At 72.4% G+C, this 25,513-nt stretch carries 20 protein-coding genes; 11 read left to right on the forward strand and 9 right to left on the reverse strand.

Annotation, left to right across the window (positions count from 1 at the left end; translation table 11 throughout):
* Positions 1 to 5: 5 nt before the first annotated feature.
* The 5 genes from IE182_RS23095 to IE182_RS23115 all read left to right on the forward strand — a co-directional run bounded on the left by IE182_RS23095 (position 6) and on the right by IE182_RS23115 (position 5,536).
* Positions 6 to 950, forward strand: coding sequence for a carbohydrate ABC transporter permease (locus tag IE182_RS23095; RefSeq protein WP_190111811.1), 945 nt, complete (start codon positions 6 to 8; stop codon positions 948 to 950).
* On the forward strand, positions 947 to 1,801 hold the full coding sequence (locus IE182_RS23100) for a sugar ABC transporter permease (protein ID WP_190111812.1): 855 nt from the start codon (positions 947 to 949) through the stop codon (positions 1,799 to 1,801). Before IE182_RS23095 ends, IE182_RS23100 begins: the two co-directional genes overlap by 4 nt.
* Before the next feature lie 75 nt (positions 1,802 to 1,876).
* Entirely contained in the window at positions 1,877 to 3,517 is a 1,641-nt protein-coding gene (locus tag IE182_RS23105; RefSeq protein WP_190111813.1) for a glycoside hydrolase family 13 protein, read from the forward strand.
* A 25-nt stretch (positions 3,518 to 3,542) separates the two neighbouring features.
* Positions 3,543 to 4,568, forward strand: coding sequence for a LacI family DNA-binding transcriptional regulator (locus IE182_RS23110; RefSeq protein ID WP_229845037.1), 1,026 nt, complete (start codon positions 3,543 to 3,545; stop codon positions 4,566 to 4,568).
* A 107-nt stretch (positions 4,569 to 4,675) separates the two neighbouring features.
* Positions 4,676 to 5,536 carry a phosphatase PAP2 family protein gene (locus tag IE182_RS23115; protein WP_190111815.1) on the forward strand — a complete coding sequence of 287 codons (861 nt, stop codon included), beginning with the start codon at positions 4,676 to 4,678 and terminating at the stop codon, positions 5,534 to 5,536.
* A 15-nt stretch (positions 5,537 to 5,551) separates the two neighbouring features.
* Here the strand turns inward: IE182_RS23115 and IE182_RS23120 are convergent, their stop codons facing one another.
* The 5 genes from IE182_RS23120 to gadC form a co-directional block, all read right to left on the reverse strand.
* Positions 5,552 to 8,638 (reverse strand): bifunctional [glutamine synthetase] adenylyltransferase/[glutamine synthetase]-adenylyl-L-tyrosine phosphorylase, encoded by a 3,087-nt coding sequence (locus IE182_RS23120; RefSeq protein WP_190111816.1) that lies wholly within the window; start codon positions 8,636 to 8,638, stop codon positions 5,552 to 5,554.
* A 37-nt stretch (positions 8,639 to 8,675) separates the two neighbouring features.
* Complete coding sequence (glnA2, locus tag IE182_RS23125; protein WP_190111817.1) at positions 8,676 to 10,037, reverse strand: gamma-glutamylpolyamine synthetase GlnA2; 1,362 nt, start codon at positions 10,035 to 10,037, stop codon at positions 8,676 to 8,678.
* A gap of 224 nt (positions 10,038 to 10,261) precedes the next feature.
* Positions 10,262 to 11,647, reverse strand: coding sequence for a cytochrome P450 (locus tag IE182_RS23130; protein WP_190111818.1), 1,386 nt, complete (start codon positions 11,645 to 11,647; stop codon positions 10,262 to 10,264).
* Between the two features lie 381 nt (positions 11,648 to 12,028).
* Entirely contained in the window at positions 12,029 to 12,901 is an 873-nt protein-coding gene (locus IE182_RS23135; protein ID WP_190111819.1) for an alpha/beta fold hydrolase, read from the reverse strand.
* 46 nt (positions 12,902 to 12,947) lie between these two features.
* Positions 12,948 to 14,432 carry a glutamate/gamma-aminobutyrate antiporter GadC gene (gene gadC, locus IE182_RS23140; RefSeq protein WP_190111820.1) on the reverse strand — a complete coding sequence of 495 codons (1,485 nt, stop codon included), beginning with the start codon at positions 14,430 to 14,432 and terminating at the stop codon, positions 12,948 to 12,950.
* Positions 14,433 to 14,594: 162 nt separating this feature from the next.
* On the opposite strand from gadC, the gene IE182_RS23145 reads away from it, so the two are divergent.
* From IE182_RS23145 to IE182_RS23155, 3 genes are all read left to right on the forward strand, one after another.
* Positions 14,595 to 15,101, forward strand: coding sequence for a hypothetical protein (locus IE182_RS23145; RefSeq protein ID WP_190111821.1), 507 nt, complete (start codon positions 14,595 to 14,597; stop codon positions 15,099 to 15,101).
* Positions 15,102 to 15,159: 58 nt separating this feature from the next.
* Positions 15,160 to 16,773, forward strand: coding sequence for a multicopper oxidase family protein (locus tag IE182_RS23150; RefSeq protein WP_190111822.1), 1,614 nt, complete (start codon positions 15,160 to 15,162; stop codon positions 16,771 to 16,773).
* Between the two features lie 90 nt (positions 16,774 to 16,863).
* Positions 16,864 to 18,618: an NAD+ synthase gene (locus tag IE182_RS23155; protein ID WP_190111823.1), complete on the forward strand. Its 1,755-nt coding sequence runs from the start codon at positions 16,864 to 16,866 to the stop codon at positions 18,616 to 18,618.
* A gap of 21 nt (positions 18,619 to 18,639) precedes the next feature.
* Here the strand turns inward: IE182_RS23155 and IE182_RS23160 are convergent, their stop codons facing one another.
* The 4 genes from IE182_RS23160 to IE182_RS23175 all read right to left on the reverse strand — a co-directional run bounded on the left by IE182_RS23160 (position 18,640) and on the right by IE182_RS23175 (position 22,397).
* Positions 18,640 to 18,852, reverse strand: a complete 213-nt coding sequence (locus IE182_RS23160; protein WP_190111824.1) for a DUF2277 domain-containing protein — start codon at positions 18,850 to 18,852, stop codon at positions 18,640 to 18,642.
* A 22-nt stretch (positions 18,853 to 18,874) separates the two neighbouring features.
* Positions 18,875 to 19,786, reverse strand: coding sequence for an endonuclease/exonuclease/phosphatase family protein (locus IE182_RS23165; protein ID WP_373303601.1), 912 nt, complete (start codon positions 19,784 to 19,786; stop codon positions 18,875 to 18,877).
* Positions 19,787 to 20,115: 329 nt separating this feature from the next.
* Positions 20,116 to 20,781, reverse strand: a complete 666-nt coding sequence (locus tag IE182_RS23170; protein ID WP_190111826.1) for a TetR/AcrR family transcriptional regulator — start codon at positions 20,779 to 20,781, stop codon at positions 20,116 to 20,118.
* Positions 20,778 to 22,397: an MFS transporter gene (locus IE182_RS23175; protein ID WP_190111827.1), complete on the reverse strand. Its 1,620-nt coding sequence runs from the start codon at positions 22,395 to 22,397 to the stop codon at positions 20,778 to 20,780. Before IE182_RS23175 ends, IE182_RS23170 begins: the two co-directional genes overlap by 4 nt.
* 228 nt (positions 22,398 to 22,625) lie before the next feature.
* On the opposite strand from IE182_RS23175, the gene panB reads away from it, so the two are divergent.
* From panB to IE182_RS23190, 3 genes are all read left to right on the forward strand, one after another.
* Positions 22,626 to 23,498: a 3-methyl-2-oxobutanoate hydroxymethyltransferase gene (gene panB, locus IE182_RS23180; protein WP_190111828.1), complete on the forward strand. Its 873-nt coding sequence runs from the start codon at positions 22,626 to 22,628 to the stop codon at positions 23,496 to 23,498.
* Between the two features lie 139 nt (positions 23,499 to 23,637).
* Positions 23,638 to 24,663: an ATP-binding cassette domain-containing protein gene (locus IE182_RS23185; RefSeq protein ID WP_190111829.1), complete on the forward strand. Its 1,026-nt coding sequence runs from the start codon at positions 23,638 to 23,640 to the stop codon at positions 24,661 to 24,663.
* Complete coding sequence (locus IE182_RS23190) at positions 24,660 to 25,481, forward strand: ABC transporter permease (RefSeq protein WP_190111830.1); 822 nt, start codon at positions 24,660 to 24,662, stop codon at positions 25,479 to 25,481. The genes IE182_RS23185 and IE182_RS23190 overlap by 4 nt, the downstream gene beginning before the upstream one ends.
* The last annotated feature ends 32 nt before the right edge of the window (positions 25,482 to 25,513 follow it).

A 25,513-nucleotide genomic window follows, 5' to 3' on the forward strand; every position in this document is an offset into this window, starting at 1 on the left:
CCCTCATGTCCACAGTCGTCACCCGGGTCAGGCGCTCCTTCGGAACCCACTGGTATGCGTGGGCGATGGTCCTGCCGGTCGTCATCGTGCTGGCCGTCCTCGTCGGCTATCCGCTGGGGAGGGGCATCTACCTCTCCTTCACGGACGCCAACGAGGCCAACGTCGGGCGCACGATCGGCGTCAACCACATCGAGGCCACCTACCAGTTCGTGGGGCTCGACAATTACTGGAAGGTGCTCTCCGGTCAGGAGGGGCACTTCTACTCCAGGCTGACCTGGACCGTCCTGTGGACCGCGTCCTGTGTCGTCCTGCACTACACCATCGGCCTGGGCCTGGCGCTGCTGCTCAACCGCCAGGTCCGGTTCAGGGCCCTGTACCGGGTGCTGCTGATCCTGCCGTGGGCGGTGCCGGCCTTCGTCGCCACGTTCTCCTGGCGGCTGATGTTCAACGAGAAGTACGGCGTGCTCAACGCCTTCCTGTCCGGGCTGGGGCTGGACCCCGTGGACTGGCTCGGTGACAGCACGCTGCAGAAGGCGTCGGCGGTCGCCGTGAACGTCTGGCTCGGGGTGCCGTTCATGATGGTCGCCATCCTCGGTGGCCTGCAGTCGATCCCGGGCGAGCTGCACGAGGCCGCCGAGATGGACGGGGCCTCGCCGTGGCAGCGGTTCCGGCACGTGACGCTGCCGGGGCTGCGGCCCGTGAGCGGGACGGTGATCCTGCTGGGCACCATCTGGACGTTCAACATGTTCCAGGTCATCTACCTGCTGATCGGGCAGGGGGCGAGCTCGGAGAGCGAGATCCTGGTGACGTACTCCTACCGGCTCGCCTTCCAGGGCGTGCGCGACTACGCGGGCTCCGCGACGTACGGCATCCTCATCCTCTCGCTGCTGCTGGTCTTCGCCGTCTTCTACCGCCGGATGCTCACCCGACAGGAGGCCACGACGCGATGAGCTCCACCACCGTCAGACCGCGCGGGCGCGGACAGCGCTCGCGCGCGGCCTCCGTCGCCCTGCACACGGCGCTGATCTGTGCCTCCGCGATCTCCCTCTTCCCCGTCCTGTTCATCGTCTTCGTCTCGCTGCGCGGGCGGGACGGCTGGCAGGAGCCCACCCGCTTCGTCGGGTTCGACTTCTCCAACTACACGCACATCCTGGGCGAGACGAAGTTCCTGACCTGGTTCGGCAACTCCGTGATCGTGGCGCTGGGCGCGACCGTGCTGGGCGTGCTCATCGCGGCGACCGCCGGCTACGCCGTGTCGCGGATGCGCTTCCCCGGGCACCGGCCGCTGATGTGGACGTTCCTGGTGGTGCAGATGTTCCCCATGGCGGTGCTGATCGTGCCGCTGTACAACATCCTCGGCCAGCTGGAGCTGCTCGACTCCTACGCGGGTCTCGTCCTCACCTACTGCTCGGTGTCGGTGCCGTTCTGCGCCTGGATGCTCAAGGGCTACTTCGACTCCATCCCGGCCGAGATCGACGAGGCGGGCCGGGTGGACGGGCTGTCGCCGTTCGGCACCTTCTGGCGGCTGATCGTGCCGCTGGCCCGGCCCGGGCTGGCCGTCACGGGCTTCTACTCCTTCATCACGGCCTGGGGCGAGGTCGCCTTCGCCAGCCAGTTCATGAGCAGTGAGGACCACTACACGCTGGCCGTGGGCCTGCAGACCTTCGTGGGTCAGCAGAAGGCCGAGTGGGGGCTGATGACGGCGGCCGCCGTGCTCATCACCGTCCCGGCCGGCCTCGTCTTCTTCCTCGCCCAGCGCCACCTGGTCGCCGGGCTGACCGCGGGCGGCACCAAGGGCTGACCTTGCGCCGCCGGCGTCGTTGAGCCGTTCACACGCACCGCCCGTCCCATGAGACCACGAGCCGATAGGAAGTACATGACCCAGGATCTCGCGCCCACCGTCCGTCCGTCCGCCGACGCCCGCGCGCACACGGACGGCTGGTGGCGCAGCGCCGTCATCTACCAGGTGTACGTGCGCTCGTTCGCCGACAGCGACGGGGACGGCATCGGGGACCTGCGCGGGATCCGCGAGCGGCTGCCGTACCTGGCGGGGCTGGGGGTGGACGCGCTGTGGCTGACGCCGTTCTACGCCTCGCCGCAGGCGGACGGCGGCTACGACGTCGCGGACTACCGGGCGGTGGACCCGCTGTTCGGGCAGCTGTCGGACGCGGACGACCTGGTGCGCGAGGCGCACCGGCTGGGTCTGCGGGTGATCGTGGACATCGTGCCCAACCACACCTCCGACCAGCACGCCTGGTTCCGGGCTGCGCTCGCGGACCGTCCGGGGGGGACGGCCCGCGAGCGCTACCACTTCCGCCCCGGCAAGGGCGAGCGCGGGCAACTGCCGCCGAACGACTGGGAGTCCGTCTTCGGCGGTCCCGCCTGGACCCGTACGACGGGCCCGGACGGCGAGAGCGGCGAGTGGTACCTGCACCTGTTCGCGCCCGAGCAGCCCGACCTCAACTGGGACAACGCCGAGGTGCGGGCGGAGTTCGACTCCGTGCTGCGGTTCTGGCTGGACCTGGGCGTGGACGGCTTCCGGATCGACGTGGCGCACGGCATGGTCAAGGCCGCGGGGCTGCCGGACATCGGTCTGAGCGAGCAGGCCAAGCTCATCGGCGCGCAGGTCCTGCCGTTCTTCGACCAGGACGGGGTGCACGAGATCCACCGCGCCTGGCGGCAGCTGCTGGACTCCTACGACGGGCAGCGGATCGGCGTGGCGGAGGCGTGGGCGCCGACGTCCGAGCGGCTCGCGCTGTACGTACGCCCGGACGAACTGCACCAGGCGTTCAACTTCCAGTTCCTGACCTGCGACTGGGGCGCGGCGCCGATGCGGCAGGTCATCGACGAGTCGCTGGCGGCCACCCGGTCGGTGGGGGCGCCGACGACCTGGGTGCTGTCCAACCACGACGTGGTGCGGCACGCGACCCGCTACGGCGCGGGGGACGAGGAGCTCGGGCTGCGCCGGGCCCGGGCGGCGGCGCTGCTGATGCTGGCGCTGCCCGGATCGGCCTACGTCTACCAGGGCGAGGAGCTGGGCCTGCCGGAGGTCGTGGACCTGCCGGACGAGGTGCGCCAGGACCCGGCGTTCTTCCGCGGCGACGGGCAGGACGGCACCCGCGACGGCTGCCGGGTGCCGCTGCCGTGGTCGGGTGAGGCGGCCCCGTACGGCTTCGGGCCGGGCGGCAGCTGGCTGCCACAGCCCGGGCGGTGGCGGGAGCTGTCCGTGGAGGCGCAGTCCGGCGACCCGCGCTCGACGCTGGAGCTGTACCGCTCGGCGCTGGCGCTGCGCGGCGAGCTCCCGGGGCTGGGCGACGGGGAGATGGTGTGGCTGGACGACGCGCCGGAGGGCGTCCTGGCCTTCTCCCGGCCGGGCTTCGTGTGCACGCTCAACACGCTCGGTGCCGAGGTGGCGCTGCCCGTGCCGGGGCGTCCGGTCCTGTCCAGTGCAGCCCTGGAATTCGCAGGCGGAACCGTCCGGATCCCTTCGGATACATGCGTGTGGTGGGCAGTCTGAGATGCGACCGGTACAGTCACCTCCTGTGACCGCCCGGCTAGCCGATATCGCAGCCCAGGCGGGTGTCAGCGAAGCAACCGTCAGCCGCGTCCTCAACGGAAAGCCGGGGGTCGCCGCCACCACCCGCCAGTCCGTGCTGGCCGCGCTCGACGTCCTGGGTTACGAACGACCGGTCCGGCTGCGGCAGCGCAGCGCGGGCCTGGTCGGGCTGATCACCCCCGAGCTGGACAACCCCATTTTCCCGGCGTTCGCCCAGGTGATAGGGCAGGCGCTCACGCGCCAGGGCTACACGCCCGTCCTCGCCACCCAGACCCCGGGCGGTTCCACCGAGGACGAGCTGACCGAGATGCTGGTCGACCGCGGGGTCTCCGGCATCCTCTTCGTCTCCGGTCTGCACGCGGACACCTCGGCCGACATGCAGCGCTACGAGCGGCTGCGGGCCCAGGGCGTGCCGTTCGTGCTGATCAACGGCTTCTCCTCGCAGGTGCGGGCCCCCTTCGTCTCCCCCGACGACCGGGCGGCCATGGGGCTGGCCATCACCCATTTGGCCGCACTGGGCCACCGGCGCATCGGACTGGCGCTCGGGCCCAGGCGGTACGTTCCGGTGCAGCGGAAGATCGAGGGCTTCCTGCTCGGCATGAAGGAGCAGCTCGGCGTCGGGGAGGCCGAGGCGGAGCAGCTGATACAGCATTCGCTGTTCACCCTTGAGGGTGGTCAGGCGGCGGCCTCCGCGCTCATCGACCGGGGGTGCACGGCGGTGGTGTGCGCGAGCGACATGATGGCGCTCGGGGTCGTCCGGGCGGCCCGGCAGAAGGGCCTCGAAGTCCCGCGCGACGTCTCGGTGGTGGGTTTCGACGACTCGCCGCTCATCGCGTTCACCGATCCGCCGCTGACGACGATCCGCCAGCCCGTGCAGGCGATGGGGCAGGCCGCGGTGGGGGCGCTGCTGGAGGAGATCGGCGGCACCCCCGCGCCCCACAGCGAGTTCGTCTTCCTTCCCGAACTGGTGGTCCGCGGGTCGACGGCGTCCGCTCCGGGGGTGCGTACCTGAGGTCGTCCGGACGCCTTGCCGGCGGTGGGCACATCGGTCCGAAAGACGGCGAGGACCAGACCTTGGGATGATCTGCCGCCGTGGGCTTTCTGGCAGACTCTTTCCCTATGGGTGAAGCGACAGCAAGGACCCTGGTAGGCCGTACGACCGCTCCGCCACCCACCGAGGAGCGTGCGGGAGCGTCGTCGGCGGACCACCGTTCTGCGCGCGCTCCGCGCCGCGTCCCGCGGCGGCCTCGTCTGTGGTTCGAGGTGCTGCTGATCGCGGTCAGTTACTGGACGTACTCCCTCGTCCGCAACGCGGTGCCCGAGCAGAGAACGGCGGCGCTGCGCAACGCCGACTGGATCTGGCAGGCGGAGCGCACCCTGCACATCGCGGTCGAGCACACCGTCAACCAGGCCGTCAATTCGGTGACGTGGCTGGTGGTGGGTATGAACTACTACTACGCCACGCTGCATTTCGTGCTGACGATCGGGGTGCTGGTCTGGCTCTACCGCTGGCATCCGGGGCGGTACGCCGCCGCCCGGCTGGCGTTGTTCGCCACCACGGGTGTGGCCCTGCTCGGTTACTACCTGTATCCCTTGGCGCCACCACGGCTGATGGGCGGTCTCGGCTTCGTCGACACGGTCGTGGTGCACCACACCTGGGGGTCGATGGCCTCGGGCAATCTGGCCAACATGTCGAACCAGTACGCGGCGATGCCGTCGATGCACATCGGCTGGTCGGCGTGGTGCGGGCTGACCATCGCCATGCTGGCGCGGCCGGTGTGGGCGAAGGTGCTGGGGGCGCTGTACCCGGTGGTCACACTGCTGGTGATCGTGTCGACCGCCAACCACTTCTGGCTGGACGCGGTGGGCGGCGTGCTGTGCCTGGGCTTCGGCTTCGTGCTGTCGTACGCCTGGTTCGGGGCGTTCCCGTGCCGGCTGGCCCGCCATGTGGCGGTCCGGGGCGCTTCGCGCGATGCTTGAGACGGCTCCCGTCGGTCAGGCGCCGTAGAACAGCGTCTCGACCACGGCCCGGGCCCGCCGCGTGGTGCGGCGGTAGTCGTCGAGCATCTCCCCGACGTGGCCCGGCCCGTAGCCGAGGTAGCGGCCGACGGCGGCCAGCTCGCGGGGGTCGCCCGGGAAGGTGTCCCCCGCCCGGCCGCGGACGAGCATCACGGCGTTGCGGACGCTGGTCGCCAGGACCCACGCCTCGTCCAGGATCCGGGCGTCCTCGGCGGAGATCAGCTCCGCCGCGCAGGCGGCGGCGAGCGCTTCGCGGGTGCGGGTGGTGCGCAGGCCCGGTTCGGCCCAGCCGTGCTGCATCTGCAGCAGCTGGACGGTCCATTCGACGTCCGACAGACCGCCGCGGCCCAGCTTGGTGTGGGTGGTGGGGTCGGCGCCGCGCGGCAGCCGCTCGGACTCCATGCGGGCCTTGAGGCGGCGGATCTCGCGCACCGCGTCCTCGCCGAGTCCCTCGGCGGGGTAGCGCAGCGGGTCGATCAGCTCGACGAATCTGCTCCCCAGCTCCGCGTCGCCCGCGACGGGCTCGGCGCGCAGCAGGGCCTGGCTCTCCCACACCAGCGACCAGCGCCGGTAGTAGGCGGCGTAGGAGGCCAGGGTGCGCACGATGGGCCCGGACTTGCCCTCGGGCCGCAGGCCGGCGTCGACGAGCAGCGGCGGGTCGGTGGTGGGCAGCTGGAGGAGGCGGCGCATCTCGCCGGCGACGGCGAACGCGGCCTTGCCCGCCTCCTCGTCGGTGACGCCCTCGCGCGGCTCGTGGACGAACAGCACGTCGGCGTCGGAGCCGTAGCCCTGCTCGTGGCCGCCGAAGCGGCCCATGCCGATGACCGCGAAGCGGGTGGGCAGGGTGTCGCCCCACTCGCCCCGTACGGCCGCGCGCAGGGCGCCGGCGACGGCGGCGGCGTTGACGTCGGAGACGGCGTCGCCGACGGTGCGGATGCGCTCGCCCGGGTCGCTGCCGGCGGTCTCGGCGTGGCCGCGGGAGCCGGTGCCGCGCTCGCCGCCCGCATGGGCGCCGTTGCGGGCGTGCCCGTAGGCGCCGATGATGTCGGCCGCGGCGGTGCGGAACAGCTCGCGGCGGCGCACGCCGCGCACGGCGACGATGGCCGCCTCGGCGTCCTCGGCGCGGCCGACGGCGGCCAGCACCTCCTGTTCGAGGGCCTCGCGGCCGCGGGGGCGCAGGCCCCCGGGGTCGCCGAGCAGGGCGACGGCCTCGGGGGCGCGCAGCAGCAGGTCGGGGGCGAGGCGGCCGGCGGACAGCACGCGGGCGAGGTTCTCGGCGGCGGCGCCCTCGTCGCGCAGCAGCCGCAGGTACCAGGGTGTCCTGCCGAGCGCGTCGGAGACCTTGTGGAAGTTCAGCAGTCCGGCGTCGGGGTCGGCGGAGTCGGCGAACCAGCCGAGCAGGACGGGCAGCAGGGTGCGCTGGATGGCGGCCTTGCGGGTGACGCCGGAGGCGAGGGCCTCCAGGTGGCGCAGGGCGGCGGCGGGGTCGGCGTAGCCGAGGGCCTTCAGGCGCTGGCCGGCGGCCTTGGGGCTGAGCCGGATCTCGCCGGGCTCCAGCTGGGCGACGGCGTCCAGCAGCGGGCGGTAGAAGAGCTTCTCGTGCAGCCGCCGCACCTCGCGGGCGTGCAGCTTCCACTGCCGGCCGAGCTCGGCGACGGGCTCCTTGCCGCCGGGCCACTGGTAGGTGCGGGCCAGCGAGCGGCCCAGGCGGCGCAGGTCGGCCTCGCTCTCGGGCACGAGGTGGGTGCGGCGCAGCCGGTGGAGCTGGATGTGGTGCTCCATGGCGCGCAGGAAGCGGTAGGCGGCGTCGAGGGCCTTGGCGTCGGCGCGGCCGACGTAGCCGCCGGCGGCGAGGGCGGCCAGCGCGTCGAGGGTGCCGCCGACGCGGAGGGTGGCGTCGCTGCGGCCGTGCACCAACTGCAGGAGCTGGACGGCGAATTCGACGTCGCGCAGGCCGCCGGGGCCGAGCTTGAGCTCGCGGTCGACCTGGGTGGCGGGGATGGAGGCGATGACGCGGCGGCGCATCTGCTGGACGTCGGCGACGAAGTTCTCGCGCTCGGCGGCCTGCCAGACCAGGGGGGAGACGGCGTCGACGTAGTCCTGGGCGAGGGCGAGGTCGCCGGCGACGGGCCGGGCCTTGAGGAGGGCCTGGAACTCCCAGGTCTTGGCCCAGCGCTGGTAGTAGGCGAGGTGGCTGGTCAGGGTGCGCACCAGGGGACCGTTGCGGCCCTCCGGGCGGAGGTTGGCGTCGACGGGCCAGATGGTGCCCTCGGCGGTGACGTCGGAGCAGACGCGCATCATGCGGGAGGCGAGCCGGGTCGCGGCCTGCAGCGCGGGGCCCTCGGGCGCGCCGTCCCGGGCCTCGGCGACGAAGATGACGTCGACGTCGGAGACGTAATTGAGCTCCTGGCCGCCGCACTTGCCCATGCCGATGACGGCGAGCCGGCAGGCGGAGGCGTCCGCCGGCTGCTCCTCGGCGGCGATCGCCAGGGCCGCGCGGAGCGTGGCGGTGGCCAGGTCGGCGAGCTCGGCGGCCGCCTCGGCGACGTCGATGGTGCCGCTGACGTCGCGGGCCGCTATCGCCAGCAGGCAGCGGCGGTAGGCGGCGCGCAGGGCGTCGGCGGGGGTCAGGCCGGCGTCGCGGCCGGCCCGGGCGCCCTCGGCGAGGGACTTCTCGAACTCCCGGGTGCCGGGGTGCAGGTCGGTGGAGTCGAAGCTGTCCAGGGCGTGCCAGTCGCCCGGGTGCCGGGCGAGGTGGTCGCCCAGCGCCTCCGAGGCGCCCAGCACGCCCAGCAGCCGGTCGCGCAGCGGCTTGGCGGTGACCAGGGTGTCCAGCAGCGCCCGCCGCTCGTCCTCCCCGGCGGACTCGGCCAGGCGGACGAGCCCGCGCAGGGCGAGGTCGGGGTCGGCCGTGGCGCCGAGCGCGTCGAGGAGCACCGGGTCGGCCCGCACGGACGCGAGCGCCGGGCTCTCCAGCGACCGCTCGGCCGCCGCCGCGTCCGTGAAGCCGTACCGGAGCAGCCGGGTGTAGGTGCTGCTGCGCCGCCCGTCGGGCACGGTCATCGCTGGCCTCTCGCCGTGGATCGGTACGCGGTCGCCGTCAGAGCACCGGCAGCATCTTGCGGAGCTCGAAGGCGGTGACTTCCGATCGGTACTCCTCCCACTCCTGCTTCTTGTTGCGCAGGAAGAAGTCGAAGACGTGCTCGCCGAGGGTCTCGGCGACCAGCTCGCTGCGCTCCATGAGCTCGATGGCCTCGCCGAGGTTCTGCGGCAGCGGCTCGATGCCCATGGCCCGGCGCTCGGCGTCGGACAGCGCCCAGACGTCGTCGTCGGCGCCGGCAGGGAGCTCGTACCCCTCCTCGATGCCCTTCAGTCCGGCGGCCAGCAGGACGGCGTAGGTCAGGTAGGGGTTGGCGCCGGAGTCGATGGAGCGGACCTCGACCCGGGTGGAGCCGGTCTTGCCGGGCTTGTACATCGGGACGCGGATGAGCGCGGAGCGGTTGTTGTGGCCCCAGCAGATGTACGAGGGTGCCTCGCCGCCGGCGCCGGCGGTGCGCTGGGAGCCGCCCCAGATGCGCTTGTAGGAGTTGACCCACTGGTTGGTGACGGCGGAGATCTCGCCCGCGTGCTTCAGCAGGCCGGCGATGAAGGACTTGCCGACCTTGGACAGCTGGTACTCGGCGCCGGACTCGTGGAAGGCGTTGCGGTCGCCCTCGAAGAGGGAGAGGTGGGTGTGCATGCCGGAGCCGGGGTACTCGGAGAACGGCTTGGGCATGAACGTGGCCTGCACGCCCTGCTCCAGCGCGACCTGCTTCATCACGAGCCGGAAGGTCATGATGTTGTCGGCGGTGGAGAGCGCGTCGGCGTAGCGCAGGTCGATCTCCTGCTGGCCGGGGGCGCCCTCGTGGTGGCTGAACTCGACCGAGATGCCCATGGATTCGAGCATGGTGATGGCCTGGCGGCGGAAGTCCATGCCCACGTTCTGCGGGGTGTGGTCGAAGTAGCCGGAGGAGTCGGCGGGCACCGGGCGGGTGCCGTCGACGGGCTTGTCCTTGAGCAGGAAGAACTCGATCTCGGGGTGGGTGTAGAAGGTGAAGCCGAGGTCGGAGGTCTTGGCCAGGATGCGCTTGAGGACGTAGCGCGGGTCGGCGTAGGAGGGCGAGCCGTCCGGCATGAGGATGTCGCAGAACATCCGGGCGGTGCCGGGGGCCTCGGCGCGCCAGGGCAGGATCTGGAAGGTGCCCGGATCCGGCTTGGCGATCATGTCGGACTCGTAGACCCGCGCGAAGCCCTCGATCGCGGAGCCGTCGAAGCCGATGCCCTCGTCGAACGCCTGCTCAAGCTCGGCGGGGGCGACGGCGACCGACTTGAGGTAGCCGAGCACATCGGTGAACCACAGCCGCACGAAGCGGATGTCGCGCTCTTCGAGCGTACGGAGCACGAACTCCTGCTGCTTATCCATAACTGTCATCCTCGCTGGTCAGGCCGTCCGCTCCCAAGCAGCGGGCCACATCGGGGGCACAAGAGCATCCCACCACACCATTTCGGCGGCGTTGCGTACACGCGTCCGGACGCCTTCCGTCACGTGTGCACAGCCCCGTTCCCCTCCATTGTGGAACACCGGCCGGATCTTGGTCGACCGACCCTGCCCCGGATGTGCGGGCAGGGCCGGCGGGCGCGGGCGGCCTAGTGGGCCGCGGCGGGCGCGGGGCGGGCGGTCAGGGTGAGCCGGAGCCTCCTCGGGTGCAGGACGGTGGTCAGCCGGGCGGGACGGGGGTCGTTGCCGGGGGCGGGCCGCAGCCGCCACCGGGAGGCGATCGTGGCCAGTGCGAGGGTGCCCTCCGCCATGGCGAAGGTGTCGCCTATGCACTTGCGCGGCCCGCCGCCCCAGGCCAGGAAGGCCCCGCGGGGCAGGGCGGCGGCGCGCTCGGGCAGCCAGCGGTCGGGGTCGAAGACCTCGGGCCGCTCGTAGAGGTCCGGGTCGCGGTGCAGGCCGACCGGGGTGATGACGACGGTGCTGCCGGGCGGGAGGCGGAGGCCGGCCAGCTCCACCTCCTTGCGGGTGATCCTGGTGAACAGCCAGCCGGGCGGGTGCAGGCGCATGGTCTCGGTGAGCAGGCGGCCGGTGAAGGGCAGGTGGGGCAGGTCCGGCCAGCGGGCGGGGCGGCCGCCGAGCACGGCGTCCACCTCCTCGTGGAGCCGGCGTTCGGACACCGGGTCCCGGGTCAGCTGGTGCAGGGCCCAGGCCAGGACGGCGCCGAGGCTCTCGGAGCCCGCCATCATCATGGAGATGACCTGGTCGCGGATCTCCCGGTCGTCCGGGCCCGCGGCACCGTCCGCGCCCGTGGCCAGCAGCGCCGACAGCAGGTCGCCGGAGTCGTCCCCGGCCCGGCCCTGCTCGGCGCGGTAGCCGGCGATGATGCGGTCGACGCTGTCGAACAGGTGGCGGCGGCACTGCTGGTAACGGCGGTTGCCGGGGGTGGGGAGCCGCAGCAGCGGCTCGGGGACGAACATCCGCTGCATCACCCCGCCCAGCACGGTCTCGAACGAGCGCTGGATCCCGTCCGCCGTCCGGCCGTCGATGTGTGCGGAGAACAGGGTGCGGAGAACGGAGCGCAAAGTGAAGCTGTACATCACAGGAAAGACATCCAACACGTCACCGCTGTGCCAGCCCCCGAGGAGACGTGCGAGTTCTTCCTCCATCGAGGCGCCGTAGCGCTCCAGCCGGGCGCGGTGGAAGGCCGGCTGGATCAGCCGGCGCTGCCGGCGGTGGTCCCGGTACGGGCACGTCCCCAGGCCGTTGCCCAGGACGTCCCGCAGCCGGTCGAAGAGCGGACCGCCCTTGTCGAAGGTGCGGTCGTCCTTCAGCACCTGCAGGGCGAGTTCGGGATGGCAGACCACGTACGCCCGCTGGGGGCCCAGCCTGATCTGCACCAGGTCGCCATGGGTCCGCAAGGACTGCAGGAAGCCGAGCGGCTCGCGCAGCAACTGCCCGCCGTGGCCGAGCACCGGAAATGGTGACGGCGCGACTCCGGCGGTGAACGCGGACGTGGCTAAAGCTACGTACGACATGCCCCCTCCATATGCTTCGTTCGGCAAAGGCACCGATGTGTGCTGATTGCCGGTGTCCGCTTTCCACAACACCTGCAACAGCCCTGTGCAGGCAATCCCCACTGCGGGGCGCACGGAATCGGCGTGACGCATCGAGTCCGCCCTGCACACGACAAGACATGTGGTGTGCATGCAAGCGCCCCCCGTTTTCCGGGCCCGGCAGGTTTCGGGGGCGGCCGGGACAGACAGGAACCCCGTTACGCGACGGACCTCAGCAGCTGCCACTCGTGATCGGGGGCACCCTTCTCCGGCAGCACCATCGTGATGCCGCAGGCGCTGCCGCCGGGCCTGCGGCCGACGTCGACGCCCCGGACGGCGCAACCGCGGCCCGGCCGCCGCGGCTCAGCCGCGGAGGAAGGGGGTGGCGAGGACGGCGGCGGCGACGGCCTGCGGGCGGTCGTACATCAGCAGGTGGCCGGCGGGGGCGACGGCCTCGAAGCGGGCGTCGAGCCGGTCGGCGAGGGCGCGCTGGCGCAGCAGCCAGCGGCGCTCGGGGCAGGAGCCGGTGCCCGGGGAGGCGGCGAGGACGGTGACGGGCGCGGGCGGCAGGCCGTGGTGGGCGCGCAGCTCCTCCAGCTCGGCGGCCACGTCGCGGTAGCGCGTGTTCTCCATGAGGATGGCCCGCATGACGCGCCCGGTGCCGTAGGTGCGGCGCACCAGCTCCGCCGGGGCGGGGTCCTGGCGCTTGACGGAGGCGGAGCGGACGGAGAAGCGGCGCAGGGCGGGGCCGAGGGCCCGCGGCAGCCCGGCCGTGGCGAAGGCCAGGCCCCGGACGTGGGCGGCGGCGGTGCGCAGCTCGCGGCCGGGGACGGGGCGGGCGTCCTCCTCCACGCTGCCGTCGACCAGGACGAGCCCGGCCGTGCGCTCCGGGTACAGCCGGGCGAACGCCTCGGCGTGGAAGCCGGCGAGGGAGTGCCCGACGACGGTGGCCGGGCCGGGCAGGTCCAGCGCGTCGAGGACGCCCGCTATGCGGGCGGCCTCCGCGGCGGCGGTGGGCGGTTCGACGGCCGGGGCGCTGAACCCCAGTCCGGGGCGGTCGAAGCGGACCACCGTGCGGTACGGGGCGAGCAGCGGGACGACCTGCTCCCAGTCGAACCAGCCCATGCCGAGCCCGGCGCTGAGCACGCACACCGGGCCCGTGCCCTCGCGCACCACGTGCAGGGGCACCCCGCCCACCCGCAGCATCCGCCCCGGTGGCCGTTCCGTACCGCTCATGCAGCTCCCCCTTCGGTCCGTCCCTCACCCGGAGGGCACGGACAAGCTACTCGACGGTGCCGCTCCCGCGGTGCTCGGCCGCCACCCAGTGCGGCTTGCGGAACGTCAGGAAGGCCAGCGGCGCGAGGAAGCCGAGGACCAGCAGGCCGCCGCCGACGGTGAGGACGTAAGACCAGACGGGACCGCCGCCGAACTGCTCGGGCGGGACGAAGCCGATGCACATGGCGCCGACGGACGCGGCGAAGCCGATGCCCGCGACCAGGTGCACGGCCGGCACGCGGAAGCCGCGCGGCTGATGGGGGCGGGTGGCGCGCAGCCGGATGACGGCGGCGAACATCAGCAGGTAGACGACGAGGTAGATCTGCGTGGTGACGACCGAGAAGATCCAGTAGGCGCTGGAGACGTCGGGGATGAAGGCGTAGAGCAGCGCGATGAGGGTGGTCAGCACGCCCTGCACGACCATGATGTTCCGCGGCACGCCGTTGTTGTTGAGCTTCTGCAGGACGGGCGGCAGGTAGCCCTCCTGCCGGGAGACCATGAGCAGCCCCTTGGACGGCCCGGCCAGCCAGGTGAGCATGCCGCCGAGCGCGGCCGCGACGAGCAGGACACCGACGACCTTGGTCAGCCAGCCGACGTGGAAGTGGTCGAAGAAGCCCTGGAACGCCTGCATCACACCCGCGGTGAGGCTGAGGTTCTCGCTCGGCATCACCCAGCTGATGGCCAGTGCGGGCAGGATGAAGATCAGCAGGACGAGGCCGGTGGCGGTGAACATGGCGCGCGGGTACTGCTTGCCGGGCTCGCGCAGCGCGGAGACGTGCACGCCGTTCATCTCCATGCCGGCGTAGGACAGGAAGTTGTTCACGATCAGCACGAGGCTGGCCAGCCCCGTCCACGGCGGCAGGACGTGGCCGCTGTCCATGGGGGCGGCCGAGGGGTTGCCCTGGGCCAGGAAGGCCAGGCCGAGGGCGACGAGGACGACGCCCGGGATCAGGGTGCCGATGACCAGGCCCATGCTGGAGAGTCCGGCGACCGCCTTGGTGCCGCGCGAGGAGATCAGCACGCCCGACCAGTAGATGACGACGATGACGACGGCGATGTAGAGGCCGTTGTCGGCGAGCGAGGGGTCGATGACGTAGGCGAAGGTGCTCGCCACGTAGGCCAGCAGGCTCGGGTAGTACGCGATCGTCATGGCGAACTGGCACCACACGGCGAGGAAGCCCAGCGGCCTGGAGAGGCCCTCGCTCACCCACCGGTAGACGCCGCCGGGCCAGCCGGAGGCCAGTTCCGCCGAGACGAGGGCGGTCGGCAGCAGGAAGACCACGGCGGGCAGCAGGTAGAGGAAGACGGCGGCGAGTCCGTAGATCGCCATCGAGGGCGAGGGGCGCAGGTTCGCGACCGAGGCGGTCGTCATCATCGCGAGCGTCGCCCACGAGAGGAACTGTGCCCGGCCGGCTCCCGGTGCGGGGGCGGCGGTGTCCGCGGCGGCAACGGTGGGGGGACGTTCGTCCCGAACCTGTTCCGTGGTGGTCATGGGGGGAGAGCGTCCTTCGGGCCGTGCGTCGTCGAGCGTTTTCGCCCCATGATCGGGCCTTGGCACTGCTTCGTGCACATCCGTCCGCACCGGGCCCCCTCGTCGGGCGATACCCCGTGGGGGTAAGGTGCGGGAGAGATCCACAGGCGCGGGAGGCAGGCGGTGCAAGGACGGACGGCCGCCGCCGCGTGGTGCGGCCGGCTGCTGTTGTTCGCCGCGCTGCTGCTCGGGATCGTGACCATGCACACACTCGGGCACCCCCGTGATCATGCGGGTGCGGCCCCTTCCACGACGGCCCCCCGGGCCGCCGACGACGCCCCGGGCCACGCGCCGGCTCACGCCCCGGGCCACGCGCCGGGTCACGCGGCGGCGGACTCCTCGCACCGGATGACGCCCGCGTCGTCCACGCTCTCCTCCGCGGCGGCCGTCCCCGCCCGGGGCGGCCCGCACGCCGCCCCTTGGGCCCACGGCCCCGGCGGCATGGACCCCATGGCGATCTGTCTCGCCGTGCTCGGGGCCGGCCTGGCCCTCATCCTCCTGCTCTCGCCGGGCGCACTGCGCCGCCCGGCCGCGGCGGCCGGGCCCGCGTGGTTCTCGCGCGCCCTGTGGCCCGTCCCGCCCCCACCACGGCACAAGGCCCTCGCCCGGTTGTCGGTGCTGCGCGTATAGCGGCAGCGCGCTCGCCGCTGCCCCGCACACCACCGACCACCCACGAGGTGCCTTTCCCATGCGCAACACCACTCGCCGCGCCGTGCTCGGCGCGGGCATCGTCACCGCCGGAAGCGGCCTGCTGGCCGCCTGCTCGAAGGACGGCGGTTCCTCCGCGGCGCCGTCCGGCGCCGCGCCCGCCGGCTACGTCTCCCCCGACGGCCCGGAGGTCGCCGCCGCGGAGGCCCGGCGCCGCCCGGGCCCCGTGCGCGAGGTGCGGCTGACCGCCACGGCGGCCGCGCTCGACCTGGGCGGGGGCCGTACCGTCCGGTCCTGGGCGTACGACGACGCCCTGCCCGGCAAGGAGATCCGGGTCACCGCCGGCGACACGCTCGCCCTCACCCTCGCCAACCACCTGCCCGAGCCCACGTCCGTGCACTGGCACGGACTGGCGCTGCGCAACGACATGGACGGGGTCCCCGGCCTCACGCAGCCGGCCGTCCGGGCGGGGGCCTCGCGCCAGTACCGCTTCGCGGTCGCGCACCCCGGCACGTACTGGCTGCACCCGCATGCCGGCACCCAGCAGGACCGGGGGCTGTACGCGCCGCTGATCGTGGAGGACCCGAAGGAGCCGCTGGCCTACGACAAGGAGTGGGTCGTCGTCCTCGACGACTGGGTCGACGGGGTGGACGGCAGCACCCCGGACGCGGTGCTCGCGGAGCTCGGCCGGGGCATGGGCGGCATGGACCACGGCGGGGGCACGGGCCACGGCGGGGGCATGGATCACGGCGGGGGCATGGATCACGGCGGGGGACACGGCATGGCGCACACGTCGGCGTCGACGACGTCCCCCTCCCCCGCCGGGCCGCCGCGGATGCTGATGGGCGCCACCAGCGACGTGCTCGGCGGTGACGCCGGTGACGTCGCCTACCCCCACTACCTCGTCAACGGCCGCGTCCCGGAGGACCCGCAGACCTTCACCGCCCGGCCCGGCGACCGGGTGCGCATCCGCCTCATCAACGCGGGCGGTGACACGGCCTTCCGCGTGGCCCTCGGCGACCATCGCATGACCGTCACCCATGCGGACGGTTTCCCCGTCGAACACGTCCGGACGGACGCCCTCCTGCTGGGTATGGGAGAGCGCTACGACGTGCTGGTGGAGGTGAAGGACGGCGTCTTCCCGCTGACCGCCCTGGCCGAGGGCAAGAAGCGCAGCGCGCTGGCCGTGCTGCGCACGGGCGGCGGGACGGCGCCCGGTGCACACGTGCGCCCCCGGGAGCTGGAGGGCGCCCCGCTGACCGCCGCCGCCCTGAAGGCGGACCGGTCCGTGGCGCTCGCGGACCGCAGGCCCGACCGCACGGTCACCCTTCGGCTGTCGGGCTCGATGGCGACGTACGACTGGGCCATCAACGGCCGGAAGTACGCGCCCACGCAGCGCTACCCGGTGGGCGCGGGCGAGCGGGTGCGGCTCGTCTTCGTCAACGAGACCGACATGTGGCACCCGATGCACCTGCACGGCCACACCTTCGCGCTGCCCGGCGGCGGGCCGCGCAAGGACACCGCGATCGTGCTGCCGGGCAAGCGGCTGGAGGCGGACTTCGACGCGGACAACCCGGGCCTGTGGATGATCCACTGCCACAACGTCTACCACGCGGAGGCCGGGATGATGACGGTCCTCGGCTACCGCGGCTAGGCGTGCGCGACGGGCCCGGCGCCGGCCGGCCGGGCCCGTCGTGGCGGCACTCACACCACATTGCGTCAGTCAGACGATTAGACTGGCGGCGTGGCTCAACTTCGTCTCGCCCTGAACCAGATCGACTCCCGCGTCGGCGACCTCGCCGGGAACGCCGACTCGATCGTCCGCTGGACCCGGCACTCCGCCGAACAGGGAGCCCACCTCGTGGCGTTCCCCGAGATGGTGCTGACGGGCTACCCCGTCGAGGACCTCGCCCTGCGGTCGTCCTTCGTCGAGGCCAGCCGGACCGCCCTGCACTCCCTCGCCGGACGCCTGCAGGCGGAGGGCCTCGGGGAGCTGCCGGTGGTCGTCGGCTACCTCGACCGCCACGAGGAGTTCCGCCACGAGCTGGGCCGGCCGGCCGGTGCCCCGTGCAACGCCGCCGCCGTGCTGCACCGCGGCGAGGCCGTGCTCACCTTCGCCAAGCACCACCTGCCCAACTACGGGGTCTTCGACGAGTTCCGGTACTTCGTGCCCGGCGACACGCTGCCGATGATCCGCGTGCACGGCGTGGACGTCGCCCTCGCCATCTGCGAGGACCTCTGGCAGGGCGGCGGCCGCGTGCCCGCCACCCGCACCGCCGGGGCCGGGCTGCTGCTCTCGGTCAACGCCTCCCCCTACGAGCGGGAGAAGGACGACACCCGCCTGGAGCTGGTCCGCAAGCGGGCCCAGGAGGCCGGCTGCACCCTCGCCTACCTGGCGATGACCGGCGGCCAGGACGAGCTGGTCTTCGACGGCGACTCGATCGTCGTCGACCGCGACGGCGAGGTCGTCACGCGCGCCCCGCAGTTCGAGGAGCGCTGCGTGGTGCTCGACCTCGACCTGCCCGAGGCCCCGGCGACGCCGCCGTCCGGCGTGGTCGACGACGGCCTGCGCATCGAGCACGTCACCCTCTCCGCCGAGCCCCTGCCCGCCTACGAGCCGGAGTTCACCGGCGGCGAGGTGGCGCACCTGGGCGACGACGAGGAGGTGTACAGCGCGCTGGTGACGGGCCTGCGGGCCTACGTCCGGAAGAACGGTTTCCGCAGCGTCCTCATCGGCCTCTCCGGCGGCATCGACTCCGCGCTCGTCGCGGCCGTCGCCTGCGACGCGATCGGTGCGGAGAACGTGTACGGCGTGGCCATGCCGTCCCGCTACTCCTCCGACCACTCCCTCGGCGACGCCGAGGAACTGGCCCGCCGCACCGGCCTCCACCTCCGCACCGTGCCGATCGCACCGATGTTCGACGCGTACATGGGGGCGCTGGGCCTGACCGGCCTCGCCGAGGAGAACCTGCAGTCCCGCCTGCGGGGCACGATGCTGATGGCGATCTCCAACCAGGAGGGCCACATCGTGCTGGCGCCGGGCAACAAGTCCGAGCTGGCGTGCGGCTACTCCACGCTCTACGGCGACTCGGTGGGCGCGTACGGCCCGATCAAGGACGTCTACAAGACGGGCATCTTCCGCCTCGCCCGCTGGCGCAACCGGGCGGCGGCCGAGCGCGGCGAGACACCGCCCATCCCCGAGAACTCCATCACCAAGCCCCCGAGCGCCGAGCTGCGCCCGGGCCAGGTGGACACGGACTCGCTGCCGGACTACGACGTGCTCGACCGGATCCTGGAGCTGTACGTCGACCGGGACCAGGGCCGGGCGGCCATCGTCGCGGAGGGCTTCGACGCGGAGCTGGTCACGCGCATCCTGCGGCTCGTCGACACGGCGGAGTACAAGCGGCGCCAGTACCCGCCGGGCACGAAGATCTCGGCGAAGGGCTTCGGCAAGGACCGTCGCCTGCCGATCACGAACGCCTGGCGCGAGAGCGTGTGACACCCGGGCGGGGCAGGAGGCTCATCCCCTGCCCCGCACCACCAGTCCGTCCAGCAGCCGGGCCGTCGCCGCGGCCACCTCGTCGACGGCCTGCTCGAAGACGGCCTCGTTGTGCGCGGCGGGGTGGTGGAACCCCGACACCTTCCGCACGTACTGCAGGGCGGCCGCGCGGATGTCGTCCTCGCCCACCTCGGGCGTCACCGGCGCCCTGAGCGTCTTGATGCTGCGGCACATGACTCCAGTGTGCCGCGCGGCGTCAGATCGTGAACCGCGCCGCCACCGGCAGGTGGTCGCTCGGCGTCGCCGGCAGGGTCCACGCCGAGACCGGGTCCATGCCGCGCACCATGATCTGGTCGATGCGGGCCATCGGGAAGTCGGCGGGCCAGCTGAAGCCGAAGCCGTCGCCGGCCGCGCCCTGCGCCGAGCGCAGCTGCGAGGTGATGGGGGCGAGCGAGCGGTCGTTCATGGTGCCGTTGAGGTCACCGAGGAGGACGACCCTCTTCTCCGGCTCCTGGGCGATGGCCCGGCCGAGCGCCTCGGCGCTGTTGTCGCGCTGCCCGGCGGTGAAGCCGGCGTTGAACTTCACGCGCACCGAGGGCAGGTGGGCGACGTAGACGGCCACCGGGCCCTGCGGGGTGCGGACGGTGGCGCGCAGGGCGCGCGTCCAGCCCAGCTTGATGTCGACGGGCTGGCTCAGCTGCAGCGGGTACTTGCTCCAGATGCCCACCGTGCCCTGCACGGAGTGGTACTTGTACGTGCCCGCGAGCGCCTTCGCGTACCGGGAGGCGTCGCTGAGCTCCTCCAGGGCGACGACGTCCGCGCCGGAGGCGGCCACGGCCCGGGCGGTGGCGGCCGGGTTGGGGTTCTCGGCGTTGACGTTGTGGGTGGCGACGGTGAAGTTGCCGCCCTTGCCGGACTTGTCGCTCAGCAGGCCGCCGAAGAGGTTGGCCCAGACGACGGCGGGGAGCAGCAGGGCTATCAGGGCCGTCGCCGAGCGGCGCCACAGCGCCAGCCCGAGCAGCACCGGGAGGAACAGGCCCAGCCAGGGCAGGAACGTCTCGGTGAGGCTGCCGAGGTTGCCGACCCGGTTGGGGATGTCGGCGTGCAGCAGCATCAGCAGGCCCAGCAGCACGGCGGCCGCGGCGAGCACCGCGCCGCGGCGCCACATGCCGGGGCTCTTCCACTGCCTCTTCTCGTCCTGCTGCTCGTCCCGCTTGTCCTGCCACCGGGCGGTGAGGAAGCGGCGGACTCCGGAGCCGTTCCGCTCCGGAGCGGCTCCCTCGTGGCCCGTCTCCTCCATGTATGCCTGCGGCATGGGATGTCCTCACTGCTTCGTCAACTGCGTCCCCGCCACCCGACCATAGGTGATCATCGGAGCGGGGCTTACCCGGCCACCCCTGGCGGGGGCGTCGGGGAGGAGGACGACCGTCCGGTGTGCCGGGGTTCCTGTCGATCGCGCCCCTCCGGGGGCTGTGACAGAACGGGCACATTCGGGTCTCAGCCGGAAAAAGCCCTCTCCCGGGGCCGTACGCCCTCCAGCACGGTGTCGACGATCCGCTCCGCCAGCCCCTCGGAGAGATCCTCCCACTCGTGCAGCAGGGCCCGGGTCAGCATCGGGCTGACGAACAGCTCGGCCAGCAGCTCGACGTCCAGGTCGGAGCGGACCTCACCGGTCGCCATGCCGCGCCGCAGCACGGCGAAGACGGCCTCGCGACGGGCCGTGACGACCGTGCGGTGGTATTCGTTCCAGAGCCTGGGGTGCGCCTTGACCTGGGTGACGACCGTGCGCAGGACGGCGGAGGAGCGCTTGGCGAGCCCGCGCCGGCGCAGGAACTCCAGGAGCACGACGAGGTCGTCGCGGACCGAGACGCCGGGCGGCTCGGGCTGGCTGACGTCGTCGAGGGAGCGCAGCACGTCGAGCATCAGCTCCTCCTTGCCGGCCCAGCGCCGGTAGAGGGCGGCCTTGCCGACGCCCGCCTCGCGGGCTATCCGCTCCATCGACAGCTCGCCGATGGTGACGCCCTGTTCCAGCAGGCGCAGCACGGTCTCGACGACGGCGGTGTCGACGGCCGCGCTGCGCGGCCGCCCGCGGCGCCCGGCGCGGGCGGTGCCCTGGGCGGGGGTGCCGGTGCTCCCGTGCGCGGGGGTGCCGGTGCCGTTCAACTGCCTGCTCCCGCCTGTTCCTTCTCGGCGTCCGGCCGGGCCGTGCCGGGCGCGCCGCGGCCCGCCTGCCGGGGCGGCAGGAAGAGCAGGGCGACGATCGCTCCGAGCAGGGCGAAGGCGCTGGCGCCGAGGACGGTGACGTGCATGGCGTGGACGAACGCGTCGCGGGCGGGGGCGACGAGGCCGTCGCCCGCCGGGCCGAGCTTCCCGGCGACGGCGAGGGTCGCCTCGATGGACTCGCCGGCGGCGTGCCGGGCCTCGTCGGTCAGCCCGGGGACGGCGTCGAGCCGGCCGGTGATGCCGTCGCGGTAGGTGGTGGAGAGCACCGAGCCGAGCACGGCGACACCGAGGGCGCCGCCGATCTGCCGGAAGGTGTTGTTCACGGCGGAGCCGGAGCCGGCCTTCTCGCGGGGCAGCGACTGCATGATCGAGACGGTGGCGGGCGGGGTGATGTGGGCCATCGCGATGCCCTGGAAGAGGAACAGCACCTCCAGGACCCAGATCGGGGTGTCCGTGTCGAGCAGGGCGTAGCCGGCCATGGTGGCGGCCATCACGAGCATGCCGCCGGTGCACACGGCGCGGGCGCCGAACCGCTGGACGACGATCCGGGTGCGCGACGCGAAGATCATCTGGGCGGCGGCGAGCGGCAGCATCAGCAGGCCGCTCTGCAGCGGGGTGAAGCCGCGGGCGCTCTGGGTGTAGAAGACCATGAAGAACGTGACGCCCATCAGCCCGAAGAAGACCAGCGCCAGCGAGGAGACGGCCGCCGAGAAGGCCGGATTGCGGAAGTAGCGCACGTCCATGGCCGGGTGGGTGCTGCGCCGCTCGTGCAGGACGAACAGGGCGAGCACGAGCAGGCCGCCGGCGGCCGTTCCGTAGACCTCGGGCACGGTGAAGTCGGCGAGCTGGCCGCCCTTGATGATGCCGTAGACCAGCAGGACGAGTCCGACGACGGACAGCAGCACGCCGAGGGGGTCGAGCCGGCCGGGGCGGGGGTCCCGGGAGTCGGGGACGAGGAGGACCATCGCGGTGACGGCGGCGACGACGATCGGGACGTTGATCAGGAAGACCGAGCCCCACCAGAACCGGCTGAGCAGGAGGCCGCCGGTGATGGGCCCCAGGGCGATGGCCATGCCGACGGCGCCGGCCCAGATGCCGATGGCCTTGGGCTGCTCGTCCCGCTCGAAGACGTTCATGATGATGGCGAGCGTCGACGGCATGACGAACGCGCCGCCGAAGCCCATGAGCGCGCGGTAGGCGATCAGCTCGGCGGGCGATCCGGCCATGGAGGCGAGCACGGAGCCGATCCCGAAGACGGTCATGCCGAAGACGAGGACCTTCTTGCGGCCCCACCGGTCGCCGAGCAGGCCGGCGGTGAACAGTATTCCGGCGAAGACCAGGGTGTAGGCGTTGATCGCCCACTCCAGCTCGCTCTGGGTGGCCCCCAGGCCGGTGGGGGCGGGTGCGGCGATCGTCTTCATCGCCACGTTGAGGACCGAATTGCCGAGGACGACCACGAGCAGGCTGCACAGCAGCACGGCGAGGACGGCCCAGCGCCGGCGGTGGACGTCCTCGGGGACCTTGCGGGCGGGTGGGGAGGAGTCGGGAGTCGCCATGGCCACCACGATAGATTATTTCGATACGGACCCGTTCCGTATCGGCTCGGTGACCGGCTCCGCACCGGCTGCCTTCGCGCCCGCGCGGGCCCCGGGCGGGCCCGAGCGGGGCCCGGCTCCCGGCCGGGGCGGGGGCCACTTCCCCGCCCGGGTGCGGCGTGTCAGCATGGAGGTGATCCGGAGACGCCGTCAGGGCGCTTCGAGACGACACATACAGGAGCCACGGCAATGACGCATGCCTTGCAATCCCCCGACAGCAGCCAGAAGGCCGGCACCAAGGCGCTGTACGGCGGTACGAGTTCCCGTCGCATCACCGTCCGTGACATCGCCGCCGCCAAGGAGCGCGGCGAGAAGTGGCCCATGCTCACCGCCTACGACGCGATGACCGCCTCCGTCTTCGACGAGGCCGGCATCCCCGTCCTGCTCGTGGGCGACTCGATGGGCAACTGTCACCTCGGCTACGAGTCCACGGTGCCGGTCACCATGGACGAGATCACCCTCCTCTCGGCCGCCGTCGTACGGGGCACCAAGCGCGCCCTGGTCGTCGGCGACCTGCCCTTCGGCTCGTACCAGGAGGGGGCGGTCCAGGCGCTGCGCAACGCCACCCGGCTGGTGAAGGAGGCGGGCGTCGGCGCGGTCAAGCTGGAGGGCGGCGAGCGCTCGGCCCACCAGATCGAGCTGCTGGTCCAGGCCGGCATACCGGTCCTGGCGCACGTCGGCCTGACCCCGCAGTCCGTCAACGCCTACGGCGGCTACCCCGTGCAGGGCCGCGGCGAGGAGGCGGCCCAGCAGCTGCTGCGCGACGCCAAGGCCGTCCAGGACGCGGGCGCCTTCGCCGTCGTGCTGGAGCTCGTGCCGGCGGAGCTGGCCGCCGAGGTCACCCGCACCCTGCACATCCCCACCGTGGGCATCGGCGCGGGCGTCGAGTGCGACGCGCAGGTGCTGGTGTGGACCGACATGGCCGGGATGACGAGCGGCCGCCTGCCGCGCTTCGTCAAGCAGTACGCGCAGGTGCGCGAGGTCCTCGGGGGCGCCGCCAAGGCGTTCGCGGAGGACGTCGTCGGCGGGGCGTACCCGGCGGAGGAGCACTCCTTCCACTAAGGCGCACCTAGGGCACCGCGGTGCCGGCGGTCCGCCGCCGGCACCGTGTCGGTGATCTGTCGGTGAGCCGTCGGCGGCCCGTTCCGGCCGCCGGAAAAATGTCGGCCCGTTGTCAGTGACGCCTGGCACGGTAGTGGGCATGACGCGAACCGACATCCACGACCGCGACGGAAACGCGGTCCACGTACGGGGCCTGGTGAAGCACTTCGGTGCGACCAAGGCACTCGACGGGGTCGACCTGGACGTACGCGAGGGCACGGTCCTCGGCGTCCTCGGCCCCAACGGCGCCGGCAAGACGACGCTGGTCAGATGCCTGTCCACGCTGATCCGGCCGGACGCGGGCAGCGCCCGGGTCGCCGGGTACGACGTGCTGCGGCAGCCCCGGCAGCTGCGCCGGGCCATCGGGCTGACGGGGCAGTACGCCTCGGTGGACGAGAAGCTCTCCGGCACCGAGAACCTCTACATGATCGGGCGGCTGCTCGACCTCTCGCGCAAGGACGCCCGGCGGCGGGCCGAGGAGATGCTGGAGCGCTTCTCCCTGACGGAGGCCGCCAAGCGCCCCGCGATGACCTACTCCGGCGGCATGCGGCGCCGGCTCGACCTGGCCGCTTCCATGATCGGCCAGCCGGCGGTGCTCTACCTGGACGAGCCCACCACGGGCCTCGACCCGCGCACCCGCAACGAGGTGTGGGCCGAGGTGCAGCGGATGGTGTCCGAGGGCGCCACGGTCCTGCTCACCACGCAGTACATGGAGGAGGCCGAGCAGCTGGCCGACGAGCTGACCGTCATCGACCGCGGCCGGGTCATCGCCGGGGGCGGGGTCGACGAGCTGAAGGCGAAGGTCGGCGGGCGCACCCTGCAGATCCGCCCGGCGGACCGGGCCGAGCTGTCCCGGATGGCCGAGGAGGTCTCCCGCGCCGGGCTGGCCGGGGTCGCCGGCGCCACCGCCGACGAGGCGGAGGGCGTGGTCAACGTCCCCATCGTCAGCGACGAGCAGCTGACCGCCGTGATCGGCATGCTGGGCGGCCGTGGCTTCGCCATCGCCGGCATCAGCACCCATCTGCCCAGCCTGGACGAGGTGTTCCTCGCCGTGACGGGCCAGAAGACGTCCACACCGGCTGCCGCCGAGCAGCACACCGACGAGCTTGAGGAGGTCGCGGTATGAGCGCGGCGACGATCAGTGCGCCCGCGGCGGCCGCCCAGGACGGCCGGATCGGCCTGCGGGCCAATCTGCGGCACATCGGGGCGCTGGCGCGCCGCAACATGCTGCAGATCAAGCAGGACCCCGAGTCGATGTTCGACGCGGTGCTGATGCCGATCATCTTCATCCTGCTGTTCACCTACGTCTTCGGCGGCTCGATCGCCGGCAAGGGCCACGAGAAGGAGTACGTCAACTACCTGGTGCCCGGCCTGATGGCGATGACGGGCATGAACATCGCCATGGCGGTCGGCACGGGCGTCAACGACGACTTCAAGAAGGGGGTGATGGACCGCTTCCGCACGATGCCGATAGCCCGGTCCTCCGTCCTCATCGCGAAGATCGTCGTCGAGGTCGGCCGGATGCTCGTCGCGACCACGATCCTGCTGGCCATGGGCTTCGCGATCGGTCTGACCGTCAGCACGTCGGTGGCGCACCTGCTGGCGGCGGTGGCGCTGTCCATGACGTTCGGCGCCTCGCTGATGTGGATCTTCATCCTGCTGGGTCTGACCATGAAGACGGCACAGGCCGTTCAGGGGGTCGCCATGATCGTCCTGATGCCGCTGCAGTTCGGCAGCTCCATCTTCGCGCCCACCTCGAACATGCCGGGCTGGCTGGAGGGGTTCACGAAGTACAACCCGCTCTCCAACCTCGCCGACGCCGCCCGTCACCTGATCAACGGCGGCCCGGTGGCCCACTCGGTGTGGATGACGCTGGCCTGGTCGGTGGCCATCACGGTGGTGACGGCTCCGCTGGCGGTCGCCAAGTTCCGCAAGAGGACCTGACCGGCCGCCCCGCACGGCGGCGTCGGATGCGC

The organism is Streptomyces cinnamoneus (assembly GCF_014650495.1).
GTDB lineage: Bacteria > Actinomycetota > Actinomycetes > Streptomycetales > Streptomycetaceae > Streptomyces > Streptomyces cinnamoneus.

Bases quoted from the DNA above. Each gene is read 5' to 3' on its own strand.
- IE182_RS23095 (WP_190111811.1), top strand. From the start codon at position 6: ATGTCCACAGTCGTCACCCGGGTCAGGCGCTCCTTCGGAACCCACTGG.
- IE182_RS23100 (WP_190111812.1), top strand. From the start codon at position 947: ATGAGCTCCACCACCGTCAGACCGCGCGGGCGCGGACAGCGCTCGCGC.
- IE182_RS23105 (WP_190111813.1), top strand. From the start codon at position 1,877: ATGACCCAGGATCTCGCGCCCACCGTCCGTCCGTCCGCCGACGCCCGC.
- IE182_RS23115 (WP_190111815.1), top strand. From the start codon at position 4,676: ATGGGTGAAGCGACAGCAAGGACCCTGGTAGGCCGTACGACCGCTCCG.
- IE182_RS23120 (WP_190111816.1), bottom strand. From the start codon at position 8,638: ATGACCGTGCCCGACGGGCGGCGCAGCAGCACCTACACCCGGCTGCTC.
- glnA2 (WP_190111817.1), bottom strand. From the start codon at position 10,037: ATGGATAAGCAGCAGGAGTTCGTGCTCCGTACGCTCGAAGAGCGCGAC.
- IE182_RS23130 (WP_190111818.1), bottom strand. From the start codon at position 11,647: ATGTCGTACGTAGCTTTAGCCACGTCCGCGTTCACCGCCGGAGTCGCG.
- IE182_RS23135 (WP_190111819.1), bottom strand. From the start codon at position 12,901: ATGAGCGGTACGGAACGGCCACCGGGGCGGATGCTGCGGGTGGGCGGG.
- gadC (WP_190111820.1), bottom strand. From the start codon at position 14,432: ATGACCACCACGGAACAGGTTCGGGACGAACGTCCCCCCACCGTTGCC.
- IE182_RS23150 (WP_190111822.1), top strand. From the start codon at position 15,160: ATGCGCAACACCACTCGCCGCGCCGTGCTCGGCGCGGGCATCGTCACC.
- IE182_RS23160 (WP_190111824.1), bottom strand. From the start codon at position 18,852: ATGTGCCGCAGCATCAAGACGCTCAGGGCGCCGGTGACGCCCGAGGTG.
- IE182_RS23165 (WP_373303601.1), bottom strand. From the start codon at position 19,786: ATGTGGCGCCGCGGCGCGGTGCTCGCCGCGGCCGCCGTGCTGCTGGGC.
- IE182_RS23175 (WP_190111827.1), bottom strand. From the start codon at position 22,397: ATGGCGACTCCCGACTCCTCCCCACCCGCCCGCAAGGTCCCCGAGGAC.
- panB (WP_190111828.1), top strand. From the start codon at position 22,626: ATGACGCATGCCTTGCAATCCCCCGACAGCAGCCAGAAGGCCGGCACC.
- IE182_RS23185 (WP_190111829.1), top strand. From the start codon at position 23,638: ATGACGCGAACCGACATCCACGACCGCGACGGAAACGCGGTCCACGTA.
- IE182_RS23190 (WP_190111830.1), top strand. From the start codon at position 24,660: ATGAGCGCGGCGACGATCAGTGCGCCCGCGGCGGCCGCCCAGGACGGC.